This is a genomic window from Halobacillus sp. ABD4_316 (assembly GCF_056161385.1).
Map to the genome: position 1 here is coordinate 273183 of NZ_JBSWZA010000003.1, position 18900 is coordinate 292082.

Annotated in this window: 15 protein-coding genes and 1 riboswitch; of the genes, 10 read left to right on the forward strand and 5 right to left on the reverse strand. The window is 47.3% G+C overall.

Going from position 1 to position 18900, the window contains the following annotated elements; genetic code table 11:
* Nucleotides 1–516: 516 nt before the first annotated feature.
* Complete coding sequence (gene galE, locus ACXAJH_RS13915; RefSeq protein WP_474972022.1) at nucleotides 517–1566, reverse strand: UDP-glucose 4-epimerase GalE; 1050 nt, start codon at nucleotides 1564–1566, stop codon at nucleotides 517–519.
* A 177-nt stretch (nucleotides 1567–1743) separates the two neighbouring features.
* Nucleotides 1744–2586 (reverse strand): glycoside hydrolase family 191 protein, encoded by an 843-nt coding sequence (locus ACXAJH_RS13920; protein WP_474994287.1) that lies wholly within the window; start codon nucleotides 2584–2586, stop codon nucleotides 1744–1746.
* 35 nt (nucleotides 2587–2621) lie between these two features.
* Nucleotides 2622–2708: riboswitch (cyclic di-GMP riboswitch) on the reverse strand.
* A 69-nt stretch (nucleotides 2709–2777) separates the two neighbouring features.
* Between ACXAJH_RS13920 and ACXAJH_RS13925 the strand changes: the two genes are divergently transcribed.
* The 5 genes from ACXAJH_RS13925 to pelG are packed head-to-tail and all read left to right on the forward strand — an operon-like array spanning nucleotide 2778 to nucleotide 9635.
* Nucleotides 2778–4013 carry a GAF domain-containing protein gene (locus tag ACXAJH_RS13925; RefSeq protein ID WP_474967443.1) on the forward strand — a complete coding sequence of 412 codons (1236 nt, stop codon included), beginning with the start codon at nucleotides 2778–2780 and terminating at the stop codon, nucleotides 4011–4013.
* Entirely contained in the window at nucleotides 4006–4932 is a 927-nt protein-coding gene (locus ACXAJH_RS13930) for a tetratricopeptide repeat protein (RefSeq protein WP_474994288.1), read from the forward strand. The genes ACXAJH_RS13925 and ACXAJH_RS13930 overlap by 8 nt, the downstream gene beginning before the upstream one ends.
* Nucleotides 4929–6767 (forward strand): DUF2194 domain-containing protein, encoded by a 1839-nt coding sequence (locus tag ACXAJH_RS13935; protein ID WP_474994289.1) that lies wholly within the window; start codon nucleotides 4929–4931, stop codon nucleotides 6765–6767. Before ACXAJH_RS13930 ends, ACXAJH_RS13935 begins: the two co-directional genes overlap by 4 nt.
* Entirely contained in the window at nucleotides 6764–8182 is a 1419-nt protein-coding gene (gene pelF, locus ACXAJH_RS13940; protein WP_474967440.1) for a GT4 family glycosyltransferase PelF, read from the forward strand. Before ACXAJH_RS13935 ends, pelF begins: the two co-directional genes overlap by 4 nt.
* Nucleotides 8163–9635: an exopolysaccharide Pel transporter PelG gene (gene pelG / locus ACXAJH_RS13945; protein ID WP_474972027.1), complete on the forward strand. Its 1473-nt coding sequence runs from the start codon at nucleotides 8163–8165 to the stop codon at nucleotides 9633–9635. The genes pelF and pelG overlap by 20 nt, the downstream gene beginning before the upstream one ends.
* Before the next feature lie 107 nt (nucleotides 9636–9742).
* Here the strand turns inward: pelG and ACXAJH_RS13950 are convergent, their stop codons facing one another.
* Complete coding sequence (locus tag ACXAJH_RS13950; protein WP_474967438.1) at nucleotides 9743–10504, reverse strand: PAS domain S-box protein; 762 nt, start codon at nucleotides 10502–10504, stop codon at nucleotides 9743–9745.
* A 410-nt stretch (nucleotides 10505–10914) separates the two neighbouring features.
* Between ACXAJH_RS13950 and katG the strand changes: the two genes are divergently transcribed.
* Together katG and ACXAJH_RS13960 are read left to right on the forward strand one after the other, a co-directional pair.
* A complete protein-coding gene (katG, locus tag ACXAJH_RS13955) occupies nucleotides 10915–13161 on the forward strand; it encodes a catalase/peroxidase HPI (protein WP_474994290.1) in 2247 nt (748 codons plus the stop codon).
* A gap of 730 nt (nucleotides 13162–13891) precedes the next feature.
* Nucleotides 13892–14623, forward strand: coding sequence for a polyphosphate kinase 2 family protein (locus ACXAJH_RS13960; protein ID WP_474994291.1), 732 nt, complete (start codon nucleotides 13892–13894; stop codon nucleotides 14621–14623).
* Nucleotides 14624–14679: 56 nt separating this feature from the next.
* Here ACXAJH_RS13960 and ACXAJH_RS13965 read toward each other — a convergent pair whose 3' ends face one another.
* Nucleotides 14680–15237, reverse strand: a complete 558-nt coding sequence (locus tag ACXAJH_RS13965; RefSeq protein ID WP_474973560.1) for a class I SAM-dependent methyltransferase — start codon at nucleotides 15235–15237, stop codon at nucleotides 14680–14682.
* Nucleotides 15238–15376: 139 nt separating this feature from the next.
* Nucleotides 15377–16081 carry a uracil-DNA glycosylase gene (locus ACXAJH_RS13970; RefSeq protein ID WP_474994293.1) on the reverse strand — a complete coding sequence of 235 codons (705 nt, stop codon included), beginning with the start codon at nucleotides 16079–16081 and terminating at the stop codon, nucleotides 15377–15379.
* Between the two features lie 256 nt (nucleotides 16082–16337).
* On the opposite strand from ACXAJH_RS13970, the gene ACXAJH_RS13975 reads away from it, so the two are divergent.
* From ACXAJH_RS13975 to ACXAJH_RS13985, 3 genes are all read left to right on the forward strand, one after another.
* Nucleotides 16338–16583, forward strand: a complete 246-nt coding sequence (locus ACXAJH_RS13975) for a hypothetical protein (RefSeq protein ID WP_474970345.1) — start codon at nucleotides 16338–16340, stop codon at nucleotides 16581–16583.
* Nucleotides 16584–16806: 223 nt separating this feature from the next.
* Entirely contained in the window at nucleotides 16807–17661 is an 855-nt protein-coding gene (locus ACXAJH_RS13980; protein WP_474994295.1) for a hypothetical protein, read from the forward strand.
* Nucleotides 17662–17727: 66 nt separating this feature from the next.
* Complete coding sequence (locus ACXAJH_RS13985) at nucleotides 17728–18849, forward strand: toxic anion resistance protein (RefSeq protein WP_224871159.1); 1122 nt, start codon at nucleotides 17728–17730, stop codon at nucleotides 18847–18849.
* Nucleotides 18850–18900: the final 51 nt, after the last annotated feature.

Below are 18900 nucleotides of genomic sequence, written 5' to 3' on the forward strand. Positions count from 1 at the left end.
CGCGTGTCCACTCCTTTTTTTCTTTTTTACCGCCAGGAGCGAAAGCCCCTTCCCTTTCCGCAGGAGTGGAAGGGGCGCCACTCCTTGGGGATTCTTTAACATCGAAAAAGACTCTTCACCCAGCACAGCTGGATGCAGGACAATCTTTTTCATATTCCGGCAGGCAGTCGTCATCAGCGCCTGTGCTTTCCCTTTTTGTTTTCCACGCAGGCGGCAACAGCGCAGCCCATGCCGTGCTTTTAAATCTGCGAACCTGCTTCGTGCACAATCTCTCTCCTCTATATTCCAACGTCGGCACGAGGAGCGTTCGGTGGTGATGCCTGCGGGAACAGCACGGGCCGAAGATCCACTTGGGCAGGCGGTCTTCCTGACCAAGTCAGTGGAGGGCGTGCCCGCGGCATTCATCCACCGATAAGCGGAATGTGACCTTTTACACGACAAATGGATAACTCGAACTGGTTAACACAGGCTTTTTCTACAGCCAAAGGGAGTGGACGGTGACGTCCACTCCCTTTTTTATTCTTGTCCGACAAGCTCCCGCTTGGAGGCATTCTTCTCTCCCGTATAGCCTTCTGGATTCTGCTTCCGCCAGTTCCAGGAGTCCACACACATATCATCAATCGTCTTCTCTGCCTGCCAGCCCAGCTTCAAATGAGCTTTGGCCGGGTCTGCGAAGCACTCCGAAATATCTCCGGAGCGGCGCCCCTCTATGGCATAGGGAACTTTACGGCCGGAAGCTTTTTCGAAAGCCTTCACGAGCTGAAGAACACTGTATCCTTCACCTGTTCCAAGATTATACGTTTCGATTCCAGTTTCGCCTGCTGTCTTTTCCAACGCATGCACGTGTCCTCTCGCAAGGTCCACGACGTGAATGTAATCTCTTACTCCTGTCCCGTCAACCGTCGGGTAATCGTCACCAAACACCTTCAATTCAGGGAAATGACCGACAGCCACCTTTGTAATATAAGGCATCAGGTTGTTCGGAATCCCTGAAGGATCCTCACCTATGCGGCCACTCGGGTGCGACCCGATCGGATTAAAGTAGCGGAGAACAGATATACTCCACGATTCATCAGAGACATATAAATCCTGAAGAATTTCCTCAAGCATCAGCTTCGTACGGCCATAAGGATTTGTGGCCCCAACCGATGCACTCTCCGTAAGAGGAAGAGAGTCAGGGGTGCCATACACGGTGGCGGATGACGAAAAGATCAGCTGTTTAACATCAAATTCCTTCATCACTTCACACAGCATCAACGTCCCCGTAATGTTGTTATGATAGTACGTCAGCGGCATAGAAACCGATTCACCGACCGCCTTCAGTCCTGCCAGATGAATGACAGCTGTAATATCGAAGTCCTTGAAAACCTCTCGTAAAAGGTCCTGATCCCGCAGATCCCCTTCTACAAACGTCAACGTCTTCCCTGTCAGTTCCTGCACACGCAGCAGGGATTCGGGGTGGCTGTTCGATAAGTTGTCCAGAACGATAACCTCATGGTCCCTCTCCAATAATTCAAGACAGATGTGGCTGCCTATGTATCCGGCCCCGCCTGTAACTAAGATCATTGCCTCTCCTCCTCTATCAATCTCTTACCTTGGAATGTACAGGAAAATTAAGGATATGTCTACTATAAAAGGAAAGGAGCCCTCCTTTAGGCTCCCTTATAAAAGTCCTCGATCTGTTCATTTTTCGACATTTTTACGCCATTCAGCCCATTTTTCAAGAAAATTTTTGTATAATAATTACCAAGCATTATAATGGCTGGATTCATGATAATGGATGAACCCGTGACTTTCTGCCAGCCTCTGACTTTTCGACTTCTGAGAGAAGGAGACGGTCAGTATTTCCAAACCTGTTTCCTGACGAAGCTGCTTCAAATCCTGCATGCGGTCCAGGGACCATTGATCTTTCGCAACCGAGGAGTAATTGTAATTCTCCCACATAATGCCGTCTACATAAGGATACGTTGTGGTCGACAACGTGCCGAACCCCCAGTTTTGAATAAGGGACAAGGAAGGGTACTGACGCCGGATTTCCTGCAGGAAGACGGCCATGCCCGCACGCTGGTCATCCAGTACATCGGATCCGCAGTGTTCGTTATCGATATTGCCGACAGTATCTAAAAAGACACCGTCCAAACCCTTATCAGCCACCTGCTTCTCAATCTCAGCCAGCAGCACCTGCTGATAATGATCAGAGGTGATATCGGTCAGATAAGAATCCCATTCCGGATAATAGACACGCTCACCGTCCCGGTGGAAAAAGTCGGACTCTTCAAGCTGACTGATCAACGCCGTATTCCAGTTATCAGCTTCCATGGTGTTGATATACCCATACACCAATGTCCCGGACTGCTGAATCGTTTCAATCTGGCTTTTAGTATAGAACACCGGTTCAATCATGACAGCATCATACGCCTGCATCTTATTCAAGACTGCTTCGGTCGGAGAATCATAATAAATTTTATAGGACTGCACATTGGAAAGTGGATGAGAAGATTGTGCAGAAGTAGATAGAGGGGAAAGTACAAGACCAGCGGCTAAAACAACAAGAAAACTCCGTTTCATTTTTGTGAGTATACCCATAATACGCCTCCTGATTATTCAGAGAGCGGCTGTGGCATTGCAGACTGGCAGTCGGCTCCTGTGAGGAACTACGACCCATGTCTTTGCGCCCTTATCTTTCGATAAGTTTGCCTTTCTCTATTCAATTTTATCCACATTATACCACAGGTTTAACATGTTAAAGTATTTTAAATCCACATGGAGGTGATTGGATGTTCTACCAACAATCCAGTTTTATCCGGAAGTTTATTGAACTGATCCTCGTATTTTTTGTATTGGGATTCCTTGATCAGACGTTGGAATGGAACATGCTGGAATGGACGCTTAACCCTGTCTTCTTTGCTGTCCTATTGTTTTCCCTCAGATACGGTCTGAATTTTGCTCTTTTGAGCTTTTTTGCTGCACTATTCTATCATGTGTATGACATGTATCAGCGGGACGGGGACTTGTTTCTCTTATTCTATGATCCCGCCAATTATTTATCTCTCCTCTTCCTACTCCTGACCGGCGTCATTACAGGGCTGTACAGCACGTCCTTCCGGGAGAGATATGAGAGTCAGCAGTATGTGCTGAAGGAAACGAAGGATGAAAATGAGGAACTAAAAACATCCTTAACCGCTCTGGAACGGTCTCAACGGGTCATGCAGGCAAAAGTCCTTGATTCCGAGTACACGCTTTCCAGGATTTACGAAGTCGGAAAGACGCTTGATCAGCCTTCTCCAGAACTTGTCCGAAACGAGGCCGTTACGATTATCGGAGACCTGTTTGAGGCGGAAGACTTAGCTGTCTATCATGTCGACTCTTCTAAGAAATCACTGCGCCTCCGCGTTCGAAAAGGAAATACCGAACGACTTCCGCAGACGATTTTCATTGATGATGCGGCCTCGATTTTCTCACGGGGACTGAAGAACAAAACCATTACTTTAAAGACGGTTGATGATGAAGCCGATGCTCCAGTGCTGATCGGACCGATCGTCTACAATCAGGACGTACGGGAAATCCTCGTGATTGATCAACTTGATTTTGCCAAACTGACAAAATATGAAGTTCAAATCCTCTCTCTCGTGCTCGACTGGATGGCCAACCGGATCGAAAGAGCTGGAGAGTATCTTCGTAAAGAAGAAGAGCAGAAGATGTATCCAGGCACAAGTATTTATGATAAGGAAGCTTTTGACGAACTTGTTCAGCTTCAGGAAAAACGAGCGGAGAAATACGGGGTGCCTTATAGTGTCGTTTCCATCGATGTCAGCCCTTACAGGGAAATGTCGGTCGTGGAAGCAGAAATCATCCTGCGTGCCTACTTGAGAGAATTGGACATTATGGGCTACGACCAGACGGAGCAGCATTTCCACTTCCTGCTTCCAGGTACGAGCTCCGAGAATGCATCCATCGTCGAAGAGCGGATTTACAAAGCACTCGATACAAAAGGCGGGATTTACATTGGTTAATTTCCAGGAACCCTACTGGCTGATCTTTTTCTATGTTATTCACGGCCTCGCTATTCTGATCGTTTCCCTGCTGCTTCGAAAAAGGATGCATGATGACAAAAAAGGAACCGTCACATGGCTCGCCATTACGAGCGTATTCCTCCCGATCATCGGAGAGCTTCTCGGACTGGCCGCCTGGCTGGCTGCGAAAGCGTCCGGCAGCAATCACATGATTGATGATTACGATGATTATGTCACATTCACGCCGTTGAATCTTGAATACCTGCGTTATGAAGCATCATCAAGCATGGATTTATCGCCCATCAGCGATGCCCTTTTGAGGAACGATGGCGTCAACCAGAAGGAATTGATTGTCAGTCTGATCAATTCCGATATCGCCAATAAAGGACGGCACTTGAACCTCGGCCTGACCCACAACAATTCAGAAACCGTCCACTATGCAGCTACAACCATGAACGTGCTGTCCAGCCGGTTTGAAAAAGAACTGGAACATGCCAGAAAAGAATTGGCCCCGGAAGCACCCATGTCTTTCGAGCGTTTATGCAGCGTGTACGAACGTTATCTGGGAAGTGGTATTCTTGATGAGAACGGACAGGCGCGGCTCGAGAAACAATATGAACAACTGCTGGAAGAAATGGTTCCGAAACTTGAAAAAGAACCATGGATGTACCGCAGTCTCGGCGATATTTACATACGTCGTGGAAAAGAGGAAAAAGCGGTGGAAGCTTTCCGTGAGATGGTCAGCCGCTTCCCGGCCCATCCAGGAGGCTACTTGAAATTGATTGAAATATACTATGCAGGACGCGACTGGACAAACATCAAGCCTGTGCTCAACGACCTTTTCCAACATGTGCAGGCAGAGGACATCCCTGAAAGCCAACGCTTCATTATCCAACAGATGGGAGGGAAAACACTGTGAAAAAACAAATCACTATTTATGCTTCGGTTCTTTTCCTTCTATTCACAGCTGCCATTATCATTCTGCAATTTATGCGGCTCGATATGTTTCATCAGTGGTTTCCTGCCGAAACGGCACAAGAAACATCGGTGGAAACGATGAGCACGGAGGAGAGTCCCACAGAAGGAGAAGAACTTCAGGTTTATGTGCATAAAAATGACACCCCATTGTCCAAGGACGCATTGGAAAACCTGGAATACGCCATGGACTACGCTAAGGTTTCCTATAAGGAGATAACGAAAAAGGAAATGGAAGAGCTGACGCCTTCCCCTTATACCGTACTCGTTCTCGGAGGTGAGCACTCCGAAGAATGGCCGTATGAAGAAATCCGCTCCTTCGTGGAAAAGGGAGGAAACCTGTATATTGCCTCACGCTTCATCAATCCCAACTGGAATGAACTGATCGGCTTGGAAGATGTGGAAGATTTCCTCGACGATATATACGGGCTGACGTTTGAGAAGGAAGTTTTCCCTGGATATATGGATTTAGGTGAGGATTCCCAGTTGTTTTCCCACAGCATTGCTGATGTTGAACTCGCTGAAACCGCCGATGTTTACATTTCAGCAGAAGATCACCCGATTTTATGGGCGAACAATTACGGAGAAGGGAAGGTCATGTTCTGGAACACCTCTTCTGTTACAGAAAAAACCTCACGTGGACTAATGCTGCAGGCCCTTTCCTTCCTGCCTCCCACATTCGTTTCCTCACAGGCGGGTATTAAGGTGATGCACATTGATGACTTCCCTTCTCCTGTTCCAAGCGGTACGACAGATGTGATCCAGCGGGATTACGATTTGACTGTGGAAGATTTTTATTCTGAAGTCTGGTGGGAGGATATGAAACGGATCGGCGAAGAAGAAGATGTGATTTATACCGGATACTTAATTGGAACCTATCAGGATACGATGGATATGACAGCAGAAGACCTGATTGAAACCAGACGTTTCCCAATGCTTTATTTCGGCCGCAAGGTTTTGAAGGAGGACGGGGAAATTGGACTCCATGGATATAATCACCAGTCTCTTGTAACAGCAGATGAACCGATCGATCCTGAATACGGCTACCGTCCTTGGCAGAATCAAGGCGAGATGGAAGAGTCTCTAAACCGAGTGAACGAACTGTTCAACTACTACTTCAAGGAAAAGGATGTTCATTCCTATGTCCCCCCTTCCAATGTGTTAAACGAAACCGGGGTGCGCGCTCTGCATGAAGTATTTCCGGAACTTGAAGCTGTATCCGGCTTGTATACAGGTGACAAGGAGACGGGAGCCTTCTTACAGGAATATGAACCAAACAGTGAGTTTCCATCCATCTACCATTTCCCAAGGATTTCAAGTGGGTATGGGGAGACCGATGAAGAGCGTTTCGTCCAGATTGATGCGATTGCGAACTTCGGGGTATTCGCCCACTTCATCCACCCGGATGATGTGCTCGATCCATACCGGGCCGGAGACAGTGGATGGCCGGAAATGAGGCAGTCTTATGAAGATATGCTCCATTATATTCACGATCACTACACACACCTGAAGGGGATGCGGCAAACGGACGCCACAAAGAAAATGAAACAGTACCAGGCTTCTGTCATTGACGTAACCTATCAGGACGAGCAGATCGTTATCAAGGGCGAAAATCTCCTCTCCCCTTCCACAGTTCTTGTCAGATTGAATGAAGGAAGGATCGAGACCGGTTCCTTTGATTATGGAGATGTCGAATCTCTCGGTGAATCCGGCACACTTTATCAAGTGACCCTTAAACAGCCGTATGCTGAAATTACGATAAAGGATGAAGCCTTGTGAAAATAGGAATGGTCGTTGAAGGAAGCTATCCCTACGTAAGCGGCGGCGTGGCCAGCTGGGTACAGATGCTTGCTGCACAGATGCCTCAGCATGAATTCGTCATTATTGCCATTACACCGGAGGAAATGACCGCTGACGATTACCGCTACGAGCTTCCTTCCAATATCACGGAAGTCATTAACCTTCCATTGAATCTAAAACCAGCCGCAAAAAAGCGGCGCGTCAAACTGACTGAAGAAGAACAGCATATGTTGACCGATTGGATGATGTTCCGCAGTCTTCCGCCGGATGTACTGGACATCTTCAAGAAAAAAATCGGTTCGACCGAAGCACTGTTTTCAAGTGAACTGTTCTGGAACATGGTCCAGGAAAGCTACCGGATTGAAGAACAGTCGGGTTCCTTCATCGATTACTTCTGGATGTGGCGCGGCATGTTCACGCCTGTCCTCGAGCTGCTGCAGGCGGACTTCCCGGACCTTGATCTGATCCATTCTGCGTCCACGGGTTATGCCGGACTGATTGCTGCTGCCATCAAGCAGCGTCAGGGAATTCCTTATCTCTTAACGGAACACGGCATCTATTCACGAGAGCGTGAGGAGGAAATCCTGCAGGCTGGATGGATTCCTGAGTACTATAAAAAACGCTGGGTCCAGTTTTTCCACCATTTATCCAAGCAGGCCTACACGGAAGCGGATGATGTGATTACGCTTTTCGACCGCAACAGCCGGCTCCAACATGAACTTGGTGCTGATGAAGACAAGCTGGCTGTCATTCCAAATGGCATCCATTATGACCGGCTTTCAGGAATTGTCAAAGTTCCCAAAACAGATGTTCTGAAAATCGGGGCGATTGTCCGCGTTGTTCCAATCAAGGATATTAAAACGATGATCAATGCCGCCAAAATCCTCGATGACAAAGGGGTCCCTTTTGAGCTGACGATTATGGGACCACTGGATGAAGAGGAAGAGTATGCCGAGGAATGCCGGCTGATGATTGAACAGCTGAGTCTAAATCACTGCGTCATGCTTGCGGGTAAGGTCAATATCATAGACTACCTTCCTCACTTTGATGTCTGCCTCTTGACAAGTATTTCAGAAGGGCAGCCGCTGGCCGTCCTTGAAGGTATGGCAGCAGGGATTCCTTATGTCGTCACAGATGTGGGGTCATGTTCTGAGCTGATGTATGGACGTGAAGATGATCCCTTCGGACCGGCAGGCTTTGTCGTCCCGCCCGTGAATCCGAAAGCCATTGCTGAACACTGCCAATGGTATTATGAGCACCCTCAGGAAGCTGAGAAATTCGGAATAAATGGACAGAAGCGGGCAGAAACGTATTATCAAGTGCACCAATTCATTGATCAGTATACAGAGTTGTACACAGAAAGGGGGATGGCTTATGGCCGGCATCGGGTTTAAGCTGCAGAAATTGTTTCAGGAGGACTACTTCTCCTCGCGGATTAAAGCCTACGCATTTGCAGGACTGGTCACCTCCGGTCCGTGGCTGGTCGTTATTGCGACCATTGCTGTGATCCAGTGGATGACCTCTTTCTTCTCCCTGCTTGATCTGCAGGAGAGGGAGCTGTTCAACCTTTCTGTAGCCTACTGCTTCATCTTTTCCCAGGTCCTCTTCGGTGTGCAGCAGTTAGTTGTCACCCGGTACACCGCCGACCTGTTTTATGAACGACGAACAGAGGCCATTTTCCCAACGTTTATCGGGATGACAAAGGTGACGCTCGGACTTGCTTTCATCAGCTGGTTGATTTTCTTTTTGATTTCGCCTCTTCCCTACTACTTCAAATGGCTGATGTTGATTCTTTATGTGACCGTTAATCTCATCTGGGTGCTGTTCCTGTTCCTCAGCGCAGCGAAATTTTATCAGGCCGTGGCCTACAGCTTCCTGGCCGGAGGCGGAGCCGCTCTGCTTCTCGTCTTCCTGTTTGGAAAAAACGCTTCCTGGTTTCCGGTGTTCGAGCACTCCAACAGCTTCTTTCTGCTTGCCGGATTTACGTCAGGCATGCTCGTGACGTTGTTCGGGTTATTCATGTCGATGCTCATGACGTTTCCAACCAGGTCGAAGGAGAACCAATTCAGCTATCTGGACTATTTTGACCGTTTCCCTTCCTTATTCTGGACGGGATTCTTGTACAATGTCGGCATCTGGGTCTGTAACTGGGTGATCTGGTTCGGTGAAGGAAACGGCTTCCTTTTAGAATCTTTCTTGTACCACCGCATCTATGATACGGCGATATTCTGGTCGTACTTAACGATCATCCCAACGCTGATCATTTTCGTCGTTTCCGTTGAAACGCGTTTTTATGAGCGGTACCGTGTCTTTTACGGTTATATCAATGAAGGGGGGACGCTTTCCCAGATCAAGACTGCGAAAACAGCGATGCAGCGCGTTCTGAAGCAGGAAATGGAGCGTCTGATCCGCAGCCAGGGGCTCTTTTCCCTGCTGATCCTTCTGACGATTGGAAGTATTGCATCCTTCCTTTCCCTAGAACCTGATATTGCCTCCATTTTCCGCTTTACGACCATCGGTGCGTTTGCCAATGCGATGGTTCTTGTGATTACACTGATCCTCCTCTATTTCGAAGACCGGCAGGGAGCCATGTGGACATCCATCATCTTTTTCCTATTGAATCTCGGGTTGTCGCTGTTGTTCCTCCCATTCGGCTATGACGGCTATGGGCTGAGTTTCTCGATTGGGTCCACGCTGGCCTTTGTATTCGCACTAGCCCGTTTGATTCTTTTCATTGAGAAAGTCGACTATCAAGCTTTCTGCCAGCCGCAGGCACTCACCTACACGCAAAAGCGCAGACCGTTTACAAAGCTGGGGGCATGGATGAACAAACGCACCCTCTTCTAGCAGAAAAGGTCCGTCCCCACTCATGGGACGGACCTTTTTTATTCTCTATAACGGCGCCCGCTTCGTGTTTTAACAGATGTTCAAACCTACGTCCCATTCTATATCATTTAAAAGGCTATTTTTTTGAGGGCCGTACTGACCGATGCCATTGTCGGAATCATCCCCCTCCCGTCCTGATTGAGAAACTTCAATGTATTTCTCACCATATCCGGTCGGATTCCTGTACAAATGGGGGATATGCCGAGAAGCTTAAGAACGCCTGTCAGCTCATAGAGTAGTTTTCCGGCATGTTCATCAACATCATACAATCCGGACACATCGATGATCAGGTAGTTGAGGCGGTGACGGGGGATTTCTGTGCAGAGCTGCTGCATCATATGCTCCGTCCTTGTTTGATTCATCGTGCCGATCAGAGGAAGAACAGCGATTCCTTCCTTCAGCGGGACGATAGGAGTCATGACTTTGATCAGTTCACGCTCCGCTTCTTTCTGTGTGGTCATATCACGAAAGATCGATTGAATCGCCTTGGTTTCTTCATATTGAATTGGATGACAGAAAAGTTCTACCTCCACAACCGTGCCGTCTCCCCGGTAGACGGTTGTTTCCACCAATTCCCCGATTCTGCCCTTCTCTTCCCCATCCTTAATCCGTCCTCGGATAAAAGACCGGAAGTCTTCTGTAAACACATCTAAGACATTTCCTCCGACAATCTGGTCTTTTGCCAGTCCAAAGAACTCGGAAGCCGCTTCATTGATGTGAAGAATTTCATGATCGCAGTGGATGACGGTCGGTTCCATCGAATATTCGGTAATTTCCCTGTGCAGGCTTTCTTTTTCTTCATTAAATAAGGCGCGTGTCGATTTTTTCATCCCGCTCCCTCCCCGTTGAATGGTCTTTTTCCAGGCAGCTTTTTACTATAGTAGCACATGGAAACAGAGATATTTGTCACATTATGGCGAAGGACAAAGAAATATCATTGAGAATGAAAGCGCTGTACTTGAAAATTTACTGTATGAATTTTAACCACTTAAAATATATTATATTTTCTGATAGTTTGTTACAATAAAGCTAGTAAACTTCTTGAAAAACCTAAAAAACCGCATTACACCGCTTTTTGTCGATCGCTGCCACTTCCCTCTGTTCCATGAACACGAACGTTTGTTCATAAATCTTTCAAAATATTTACGGGTTCACTCTTTCAATCTATGTTCTTTTTTATTATAATTATAATCTGAGATGGGTTATAAAATAACATAAATTCTGAAGGGAGAATTGTTATATGCATAAAGATGATCTTCACGGAAGCCAGGGCGGTCAATGCCCGTTCACTGGTCAAACGAATGGTGGCACAGAGGAAGAAACAGCCATTACCACACAAAAAGTAGGAACGACCAATAAAGACTGGTGGCCGAATATGCTCAACTTGAGTATTCTTCACCAGCACGATAAGAAAACAACGCCGATGGGCGATGATTTTGATTATGAGGAAGAGTTCAGCAAGATTGACTATGATCAATTGAAGCAGGACCTTCATGACCTGATGACGGACAGTCAGGACTGGTGGCCGGCGGACTACGGGCATTACGGTCCCCTTTTCATCCGTATGTCCTGGCACGCTGCGGGAACATACCGTACAGGTGACGGACGCGGTGGTGGCGCGACAGGAAACCAGCGTTTCGCTCCATTGAACAGCTGGCCGGATAATGCCAACATAGATAAAGCCCGCCGTCTCCTCTGGCCGATCAAACAGAAGTACGGCAATAAACTCTCCTGGGCCGACCTGCTCGTTATGACAGGTAACGTTGCTCTTGAATCCATGGGTCTGAAAACGTTCGGCTTCGGAGCCGGCCGTGAAGACATCTATCACCCCGAAGAGGACGTCTACTGGGGTACAGAGAGAGAATGGCTGGCCGACAACCGTTATTCCGGTGACCGCGACCTTGAAAATCCACTGGCTGCTGTCCAAATGGGCTTGATTTACGTCAACCCTGAAGGACCGAACGGCAACCCGGATCCACTTGGAAGTGCCCGTGATATCCGCGATACATTCGGCCGTATGGGAATGAATGATGAAGAAACTGTAGCGCTGATTGCCGGTGGACACACCTTCGGTAAAGCCCACGGTGCTGGAGATGCCGAAGCCCACGTTGGTCCGGATCCAGAAGCAGCACCGATTGAAAACCAGGGACTTGGCTGGCAGAGCACAAACGGCAGCGGAAAAGGCCGCGACACAATTACAAGTGGTGTGGAAGGGGCATGGACAGCAAACCCGACAACATGGGATAACGGCTTCTTCGACCTTCTATTCGGCTACGAGTGGGAGCTATCCAAGAGTCCTGCCGGTGCCAACCAATGGGCTCCTGTCAACCAGAAGGAAGAACATATGGCGCCTGATGCTGAGGATGCATCCATGAAAGTACCAACCTTCATGACGACCGCGGATATGGCCCTCCGCATGGATCCGGATTATGAGAAGATTTCCCGCCGTTATCATGAAAATCCGGACGAATTCGCCGATGCATTCGCCCGTGCCTGGTTCAAGCTTCTTCACCGTGATATGGGACCAAAAGCAAGGTATCTTGGACCTGAAGTCCCTGAAGAAGATTTGATCTGGCAGGACCCTGTACCAGAAGGGAACTACGACCTGTCTGATGCAGATATTGAAGACATCAAGTCCCACATTCTTGATTCAGAACTGACGATCAGTGAGCTTGTCAAAACAGCCTGGGCTTCTGCAAGCACATTCCGCGGCTCTGACAATCGTGGTGGAGCCAACGGAGCGCGCATCCGTCTGGAACCGCAGAAAAGCTGGGAAGTCAACGAGCCTCAGCAGCTGGCCAAAGCTCTTGACGTGTACGAGCGCATCCAGTCGGAAATCGATTATGAAATCAGCCTGGCTGACTTGATCGTCCTTGGTGGATCTGCTGCTATCGAACAGGCAGCAAAGGATGCCGGTGTCCACATCACTGTACCATTCGCACCTGGACGCGGAGATGCCACAGAAGAACAAACCGACGCTGAAAGCTTTGATGTATTAGAGCCGATGGCTGACGGTTTCCGTAACTACGAGAAGAAAAAATACACACTCAGCCCAGAAGAACTGCTTGTCGACAAAGCCCAGCTCCTTGGACTGACGGCCCCTGAAATGACCGTTCTTATCGGCGGTATGCGTGTGCTTGGAGCGAACTATGAGGATACGGATCTTGGTGTATTCACGAACCGTGTCGGATCGTTGACCAACGACTTCTTCGTCAACCTGCTTGATATGGGCATCGAGTGGAAGCCGGTCGATTACAACCGCTACGAAGGCCGTGACCGCCAGAGTGGCGAGCTTGTCCGCACTGCTTCCCGTGTAGATCTTGTCTTCGGTTCAAACTCTGTGCTTCGTTCCATTGCAGAGGTATACGCGACAGAAGACAACAAAGAGAAATTCGTCCATGATTTTGTATCCGCATGGGTGAAAATCATGAACGCCGATCGTTTTGACCTGAAAAAGAATAAAAACCTGGCTTATAACCAGGCGTAACCATTAATCATCAACGACCCCGACCCCAAAAACCCTGGAAGCGGCACTGCTGCTTTCAGGGTTTTTTTATATGCATCCTGAGTCAGGACAGCCGTCCGCACAATTAGTTACACTTCCCGGACGGCAGGGGTTCACCTCATCTATCGGAATAGTCGTTCTACCATCTACCAAAAGAAACCCCGGCGCGAAAAAGCGCCGGGGAAAAATATAAACAACTTAGGTGACCCAACCATGTAAGAATCATCCTTGATTCTATACATTTCGATTGATTTTTTAAGACTTTCCCGAAGGACAATTCTACCAGGCATTCGTTCCCTTATCCCGTTACGTCCCGTTTTTATTCCAGCCCAGAAAGGAGAAAGCAGCAGTTATGGAAGCGGCCAATGTTTCTTTATTCCGCTGACCATCCAGCTTAATAAAGAAACCTTCCCTGTTATCCTTCTGCGGCCGGCTGGATCACAGACCCGATGTCCTTTCCTCGGTAAATGGAGGAACTTTTTTTCCACGGCTGTGATTTTGTCCGCTCGGAAACGAACACGTAATGGTTGAGCCACCTAAGTTGTTTATGTTTGTTACTGATCTTCTTTACACTTTTATTATAGCACCCTGTGCGGGTGTGCACGGGGGAAGTTGTGTCTATTTTGCAAACGTTTACAAAAGGAGTTCAGACGGTTTTTGATGAATAGGTAAGGAAGAATGATCTATCGATTACTCCAAAGGAGAGAAAACCATGCTGGACTCTGTAGACTTATCCTTGAGCATAGACAAACAGCAGTACAAAAAGGAACTGAAGGAAACACAGCTGAAGTTACTTCAGCTGCAGCGCCCCATTTACGATCAGCAGTTAGGAGTGATCATCGTTTTTGAAGGCTGGGACGCTTCCGGTAAAGGAGGCGCCATCAAGCGGATTACGAGCGGACTCGACCCTCGCGGCTTCGAGGTCCATGCCATCGGTGCGCCTTCCACAAATGAAAAACGCCACCATTACCTCAAAAGGTTCTGGAATAAGCTCCCTCCCTATGGGAAAATAGCCATCTTTGACCGCTCGTGGTATGGACGGGTGCTGGTGGAGCGGGTCGAAGGTTTTGCTTCAGGGCAGGAATGGAAACGGGCGTACGATGAAATCAATCAATTTGAACAACTCCTTTCCCAAGACCGCTATGTAGTGATTAAAATATGGATGCACATATCAAAAGAAGAGCAGCTCAAACGATTTCAAGAACGACAATCCGACCCATTGAAAAAATGGAAAATCACAGACGAAGATTGGCGAAACCGGTCCAAATGGGACATATATGAAGAAGCGGTGGAAGATATGTTCCACTATACTTCTCCTCCTGAATGTCAGTGGCACATTGTAGAAGGGGAAAATAAGCATTTTGCCCGGGTGAAGACCAATCGGATTATTATCCAGGCCATTGAAAAAAGGTTACAGCACGTCCCTTCTCATCCAAATCCATAAGTGAGGATAATAAAAAACAATCCCTGATAGAGATGTCAGGGATTGTTCTTTCAAGGTCATTCCCCTTTTTTCTTCACGATGTACATATGATACGCGGCGTGAAAGGCAGGATAGTCTGTATAATCATCACAAAGGATTTCCCAGTCGAAATCCATCTCATTCAGCACGCGCTTCAGATGATCCTCCCTCTCCTCTCCCTGAATCATGAAAGTGGCAAGGATGCCGCCGTACTGTAACTCGGATGCGACACGATGGAGCAGCTTTGTTTCTTTTTCCAGGTCCCTTTTATAAAAATGCAGGATGGAATCAAGCAGAACAATGTCGTGGTCGCGGGATACCGGGTACGCATAAAGATCTCCTGCCACCCCTTTGACGTCCAGCTGCTCATCACGGGCGGAATGATTCATCTGCTCAAGGCCGACTGTTGATATGTCCACCCCTGTCACTGTATAGCCTAACCTTCCTAAACAAAGAGCGTCCCTCCCCTGCCCGCATCCTAAATCCAGCACGTGTCCTTTCGGTTCATAGGACTCAAAGAACTTGATGAGTCCTGGGTAGGGGTCACCGAAGTATTGCGGTTCTTCATAATAATGGTCGTAGATGGGTTTAGTCATTCTTGTCCTCCTAGATCAGTCATGTCGTTCCTAAATTAATATCCTTTCGTGATTCCTTACTGCAGACATTCCGAATATCTTTAATTACCGGGGCATACAGGTTCGTTTCTCCTGCCCACATTCTAATCAACATGCGGCTTTAAGGTCTAGTGGCAAATAACTTCCTACACCCTTCTTTAAACTCCGGCGCACCTCCATAGGAAGGATGACGAATAGGAACGTGTTTCATTCCATACTGATTCAGCTTTTCTTTCGCATATTTCCCAATACAAACTACCTTACTATTGGGTGGACAGTAGTCTAACAAGCATTTCAAATACTCTACGCCTGTTCGTAATTCATCCGCTCTTGGAGGCCGGTTGGAGAGCAATCCTTTTTCTTCTTGATAAGGATGGAAAGGGTAAACATTCCAAAAAATAACCTTGTAAGCATCGATGTTATTTTCAAGGAGTGTTTTCCATACAATAGAAGCCGTCGGCTCACTAAAACCCTTCTTTCTCCAAGAATTTCTGAAGCCTGGATAATCTGATTCTGGATGGCTCGTTCGCTGCCCCGCTTTCCCTCTGAAAACACCCTGATGCCCTATGTCAGGATGAGTACCAGTAATGATTCTTTCCGATGTCATTGGAATCCCTGAAAAAAGGCCACCCTGATACCCTAATGCTTCTGCTACAAAGATATACTCTGCTGTTGTTTTTCTCTGTTCTAAATACCTGGTGAGATGTTCGGCCCTTATCAATGGCGCTTCAGGGTGGATATCAAGGTGTTCCGAGTAATCCTTCCATGGGTTAAACACTCCAGCATCCGTACGGTGTGACTTCATCTCGTCAATGAAATTCAGCATACCCTCATCCTTCCTTCTGCTCTTATGACCAGATACCCTCACGAGCTTGTTAACGATTTCAACATAATGGAAGGATTTCCTTTTCTTTTATTGAAAATCGGTCTGTGTAAATAGGCACATCACCTCTGTTCATGGTATGGTGAAGAAAATAGACGCATACCAAACACAGCCCCCTTCCCTACCCCCAAAGGAGGAATGCTCCGTGGAATATAACCGCGAAGAAGAAGTGATCCGTAACTATCAAAAAGGCGAAAAAATGATGATCCTTGTTTTTGCCCAGTGGTGCATCAACCATGACCTCGATCCCATCGCCATGTATACAGAAGCCTATCCCTACCAGGAGAAGAATAAAGAGTTGATCGAAGCACTGGATCTGACTGTTCCGAAGAAGGAATCCGATCTCATTGATTCAGAAACAATCCTTGAGGTACTCTCCCTTTACGGAAATGACGACCTTGCTTTTGTCGTCTCTGATTACATCCATCGTAAAAATATAAAATAACCTTTAAAAACGGTACCTTCCCCAGCGGATTCAGGTACCGTTTTTACATTTCAAGGCGGCCACATAGGAAGTTGATATAAATACATGAAACATTCGCCCATGTTCTTACGTATATTCATAGTAAGAGATTCATAGATTCCCCCGGATATATGGTATTCTTGAAGTAATATATAAACTTGAAGCCACGGAAATTAGGAAAGATGAAAAAAGGGGCTGACAATGCATGGACAACCTCTACTCTTCTACGCTGGAGTATTTGGAAAGAGCCTTCATGCCGCATACATCCGAATATCAGCGCTATATCGATTTTCAAACGATGAGAGATATGAAACAGGTCATCAAAGAAAAACGGCCGGTCTATTTCGATCTGGAGATCAAAGAGCTGGCGGAAATGAACAAAAGATATATTCTGGATGGATTTTGGAACGGCATATTCTTTACCGCCGTGCTTCCAACCTCCAATACATTCAAAGGGACGATCGAGTATTACGGCAAGCCGCCGAAAATGCTGATCGGCCGGTTTGAAATGGACGATGAACGCAGACATTTTTTCCCCACGTTCCTGAAGGAAGAGTTCAGCAGGAAAAAAGTGCTCGGAGACACATTACGGGATTTTTCAGGGATTTTGTTTACCTATTTGAATACGTACGTCAACGATATGGACGTATCCATAGAAACTACAACCTTTGAAGATTTTGAGAACCCCATATTCGAGGAGTGGGAATTTCCATTTCTCGAAAAGCATCACGATCTTCAGAAGGAGTGGGTTTCTTTAAAGGAACGGACAGCAAACCAATTCAAACGCCTGGACGAACTCGACGTCGAAGACCAATACGCGCTCGAGACGATGATGGATAAAGACGTTCCTGACTTCATCGCATCGTTCCATCGATTGTCTGATGAGAATAAGGAAAACCGGAAGCATGAACTGGTAGAGACGATGTATGATTTGAGCCGGTTCATCGAAACGCTGGAACGGAAAGAAGAAGAAAGCTACGCGCAGAACTTCGCCAGAAGCAAAGGGATTATCGCTTCCAAGTACAACAAAGAAGATGAAAACTTCCTCTCCAGGAAGTGATCGTTTTAAGCAGCCGGCTGTATTGTTTTTCTTGAGAAGACCGAATCGCATACAGGAGGTAGGACTATGAGTAACCATTCCACCTATAGGGACAAAGAAGCAGAACTGAACCATCAGGACCTGCGGGAAGCTATGACGCTGATTAAAAAAGAAGATCTCGACCGATTGAATGAGGAAGCGGAAACCTATGCCGGGAGATTCGATGCATCCAGGGACGACTCCCTCTCCGATGTGATGAGGGAACTCGGAGATCTCGGAGAAAAAGAACAGCGTGTCGCCGGGGAAACGATGGAAACGTTGAAGCGTCCGGTCAACGACCTTATGACCAAGGGCAATAATGACATCCCCCAGTCTTTGCAGGAGCTTGAAACAATCGTATCGGACCTTGATCCGAAGCGTACAGAAGGAAACGGCGTCCAGCGGTTCTTTTATAAACTAAGCAAAAAGAAACCGATCGACCGCTACATGAAGAAGTATGAAACCGTCGACTCAAAAATCGATACTGTCGTCCGCAGCCTGCTTGCAGGAAAAGACCGTCTTGAAGAAGACAGCGTCGAACTGCAGCTCATCAAAGAAAACGCCCAGAAGCGTATTTATGACCTGGACAAGCAGATTTATCTCGGGAAAAAACTGTTTGAGCTGTTGAAGGAAAAAGAAGCGACGGGTGAGTACGACCTTGCCCTGATCACCGAAGGCAAAGAGAAAATCATTACGCGTACGAGAAACATGACGCAGATGAAGAGTGTGCTGCATCAAAGTGTTTCCTCTGTTGATATCATTAAGAAAAACAATGAAAAGCTGAAGGAATCCATCCGCAATGCCGTGACACTGACAAAAAATATCATTACCGTCTCCGCCTCCATCCAGCTCGCCTTGAGCAATCAGCGGAAAGTGATCGATACCGTGAACGGTGTGAATAAGGCGACCGAAGACATGCTGCTGTCAAACTCCAGGAATTTGAAGCAGAATGCAGAAGAGACGACACAGATGATGGAGAATCCGGCCATCAGTATGGAAGCTCTTCAAGAATCCTTCGATAACGTGTTTGAAGCACTGAAGACGACCGAGCAGTCGTCGGAGCGGATCATTGCTTCGAGTGAACAGTTCATTGAAGAGATGGACGCATTGAATGAGAATGTCCGGAAGAAATTATCACAGACGACTACTCAAAGAGCGCTTCGTGACTGAAGCGCTCTTTGTCTAAGTACGAGTTCATCGCCTTCAAGCAAAACCGGGATC

What these genes read in the sequence shown, in the direction of transcription:
- galE (WP_474972022.1), bottom strand. Translation starts at nt 1,566, where the DNA reads ATGATCTTAGTTACAGGCGGGGCCGGATACATAGGCAGCCACATCTGT.
- ACXAJH_RS13920 (WP_474994287.1), bottom strand. Translation starts at nt 2,586, where the DNA reads ATGGGTATACTCACAAAAATGAAACGGAGTTTTCTTGTTGTTTTAGCC.
- ACXAJH_RS13925 (WP_474967443.1), top strand. Translation starts at nt 2,778, where the DNA reads ATGTTCTACCAACAATCCAGTTTTATCCGGAAGTTTATTGAACTGATC.
- pelG (WP_474972027.1), top strand. Translation starts at nt 8,163, where the DNA reads ATGGCCGGCATCGGGTTTAAGCTGCAGAAATTGTTTCAGGAGGACTAC.
- ACXAJH_RS13950 (WP_474967438.1), bottom strand. Translation starts at nt 10,504, where the DNA reads ATGAAAAAATCGACACGCGCCTTATTTAATGAAGAAAAAGAAAGCCTG.
- katG (WP_474994290.1), top strand. Translation starts at nt 10,915, where the DNA reads ATGCATAAAGATGATCTTCACGGAAGCCAGGGCGGTCAATGCCCGTTC.
- ACXAJH_RS13960 (WP_474994291.1), top strand. Translation starts at nt 13,892, where the DNA reads ATGCTGGACTCTGTAGACTTATCCTTGAGCATAGACAAACAGCAGTAC.
- ACXAJH_RS13965 (WP_474973560.1), bottom strand. Translation starts at nt 15,237, where the DNA reads ATGACTAAACCCATCTACGACCATTATTATGAAGAACCGCAATACTTC.
- ACXAJH_RS13970 (WP_474994293.1), bottom strand. Translation starts at nt 16,081, where the DNA reads ATGCTGAATTTCATTGACGAGATGAAGTCACACCGTACGGATGCTGGA.
- ACXAJH_RS13975 (WP_474970345.1), top strand. Translation starts at nt 16,338, where the DNA reads ATGATGATCCTTGTTTTTGCCCAGTGGTGCATCAACCATGACCTCGAT.
- ACXAJH_RS13980 (WP_474994295.1), top strand. Translation starts at nt 16,807, where the DNA reads ATGGACAACCTCTACTCTTCTACGCTGGAGTATTTGGAAAGAGCCTTC.
- ACXAJH_RS13985 (WP_224871159.1), top strand. Translation starts at nt 17,728, where the DNA reads ATGAGTAACCATTCCACCTATAGGGACAAAGAAGCAGAACTGAACCAT.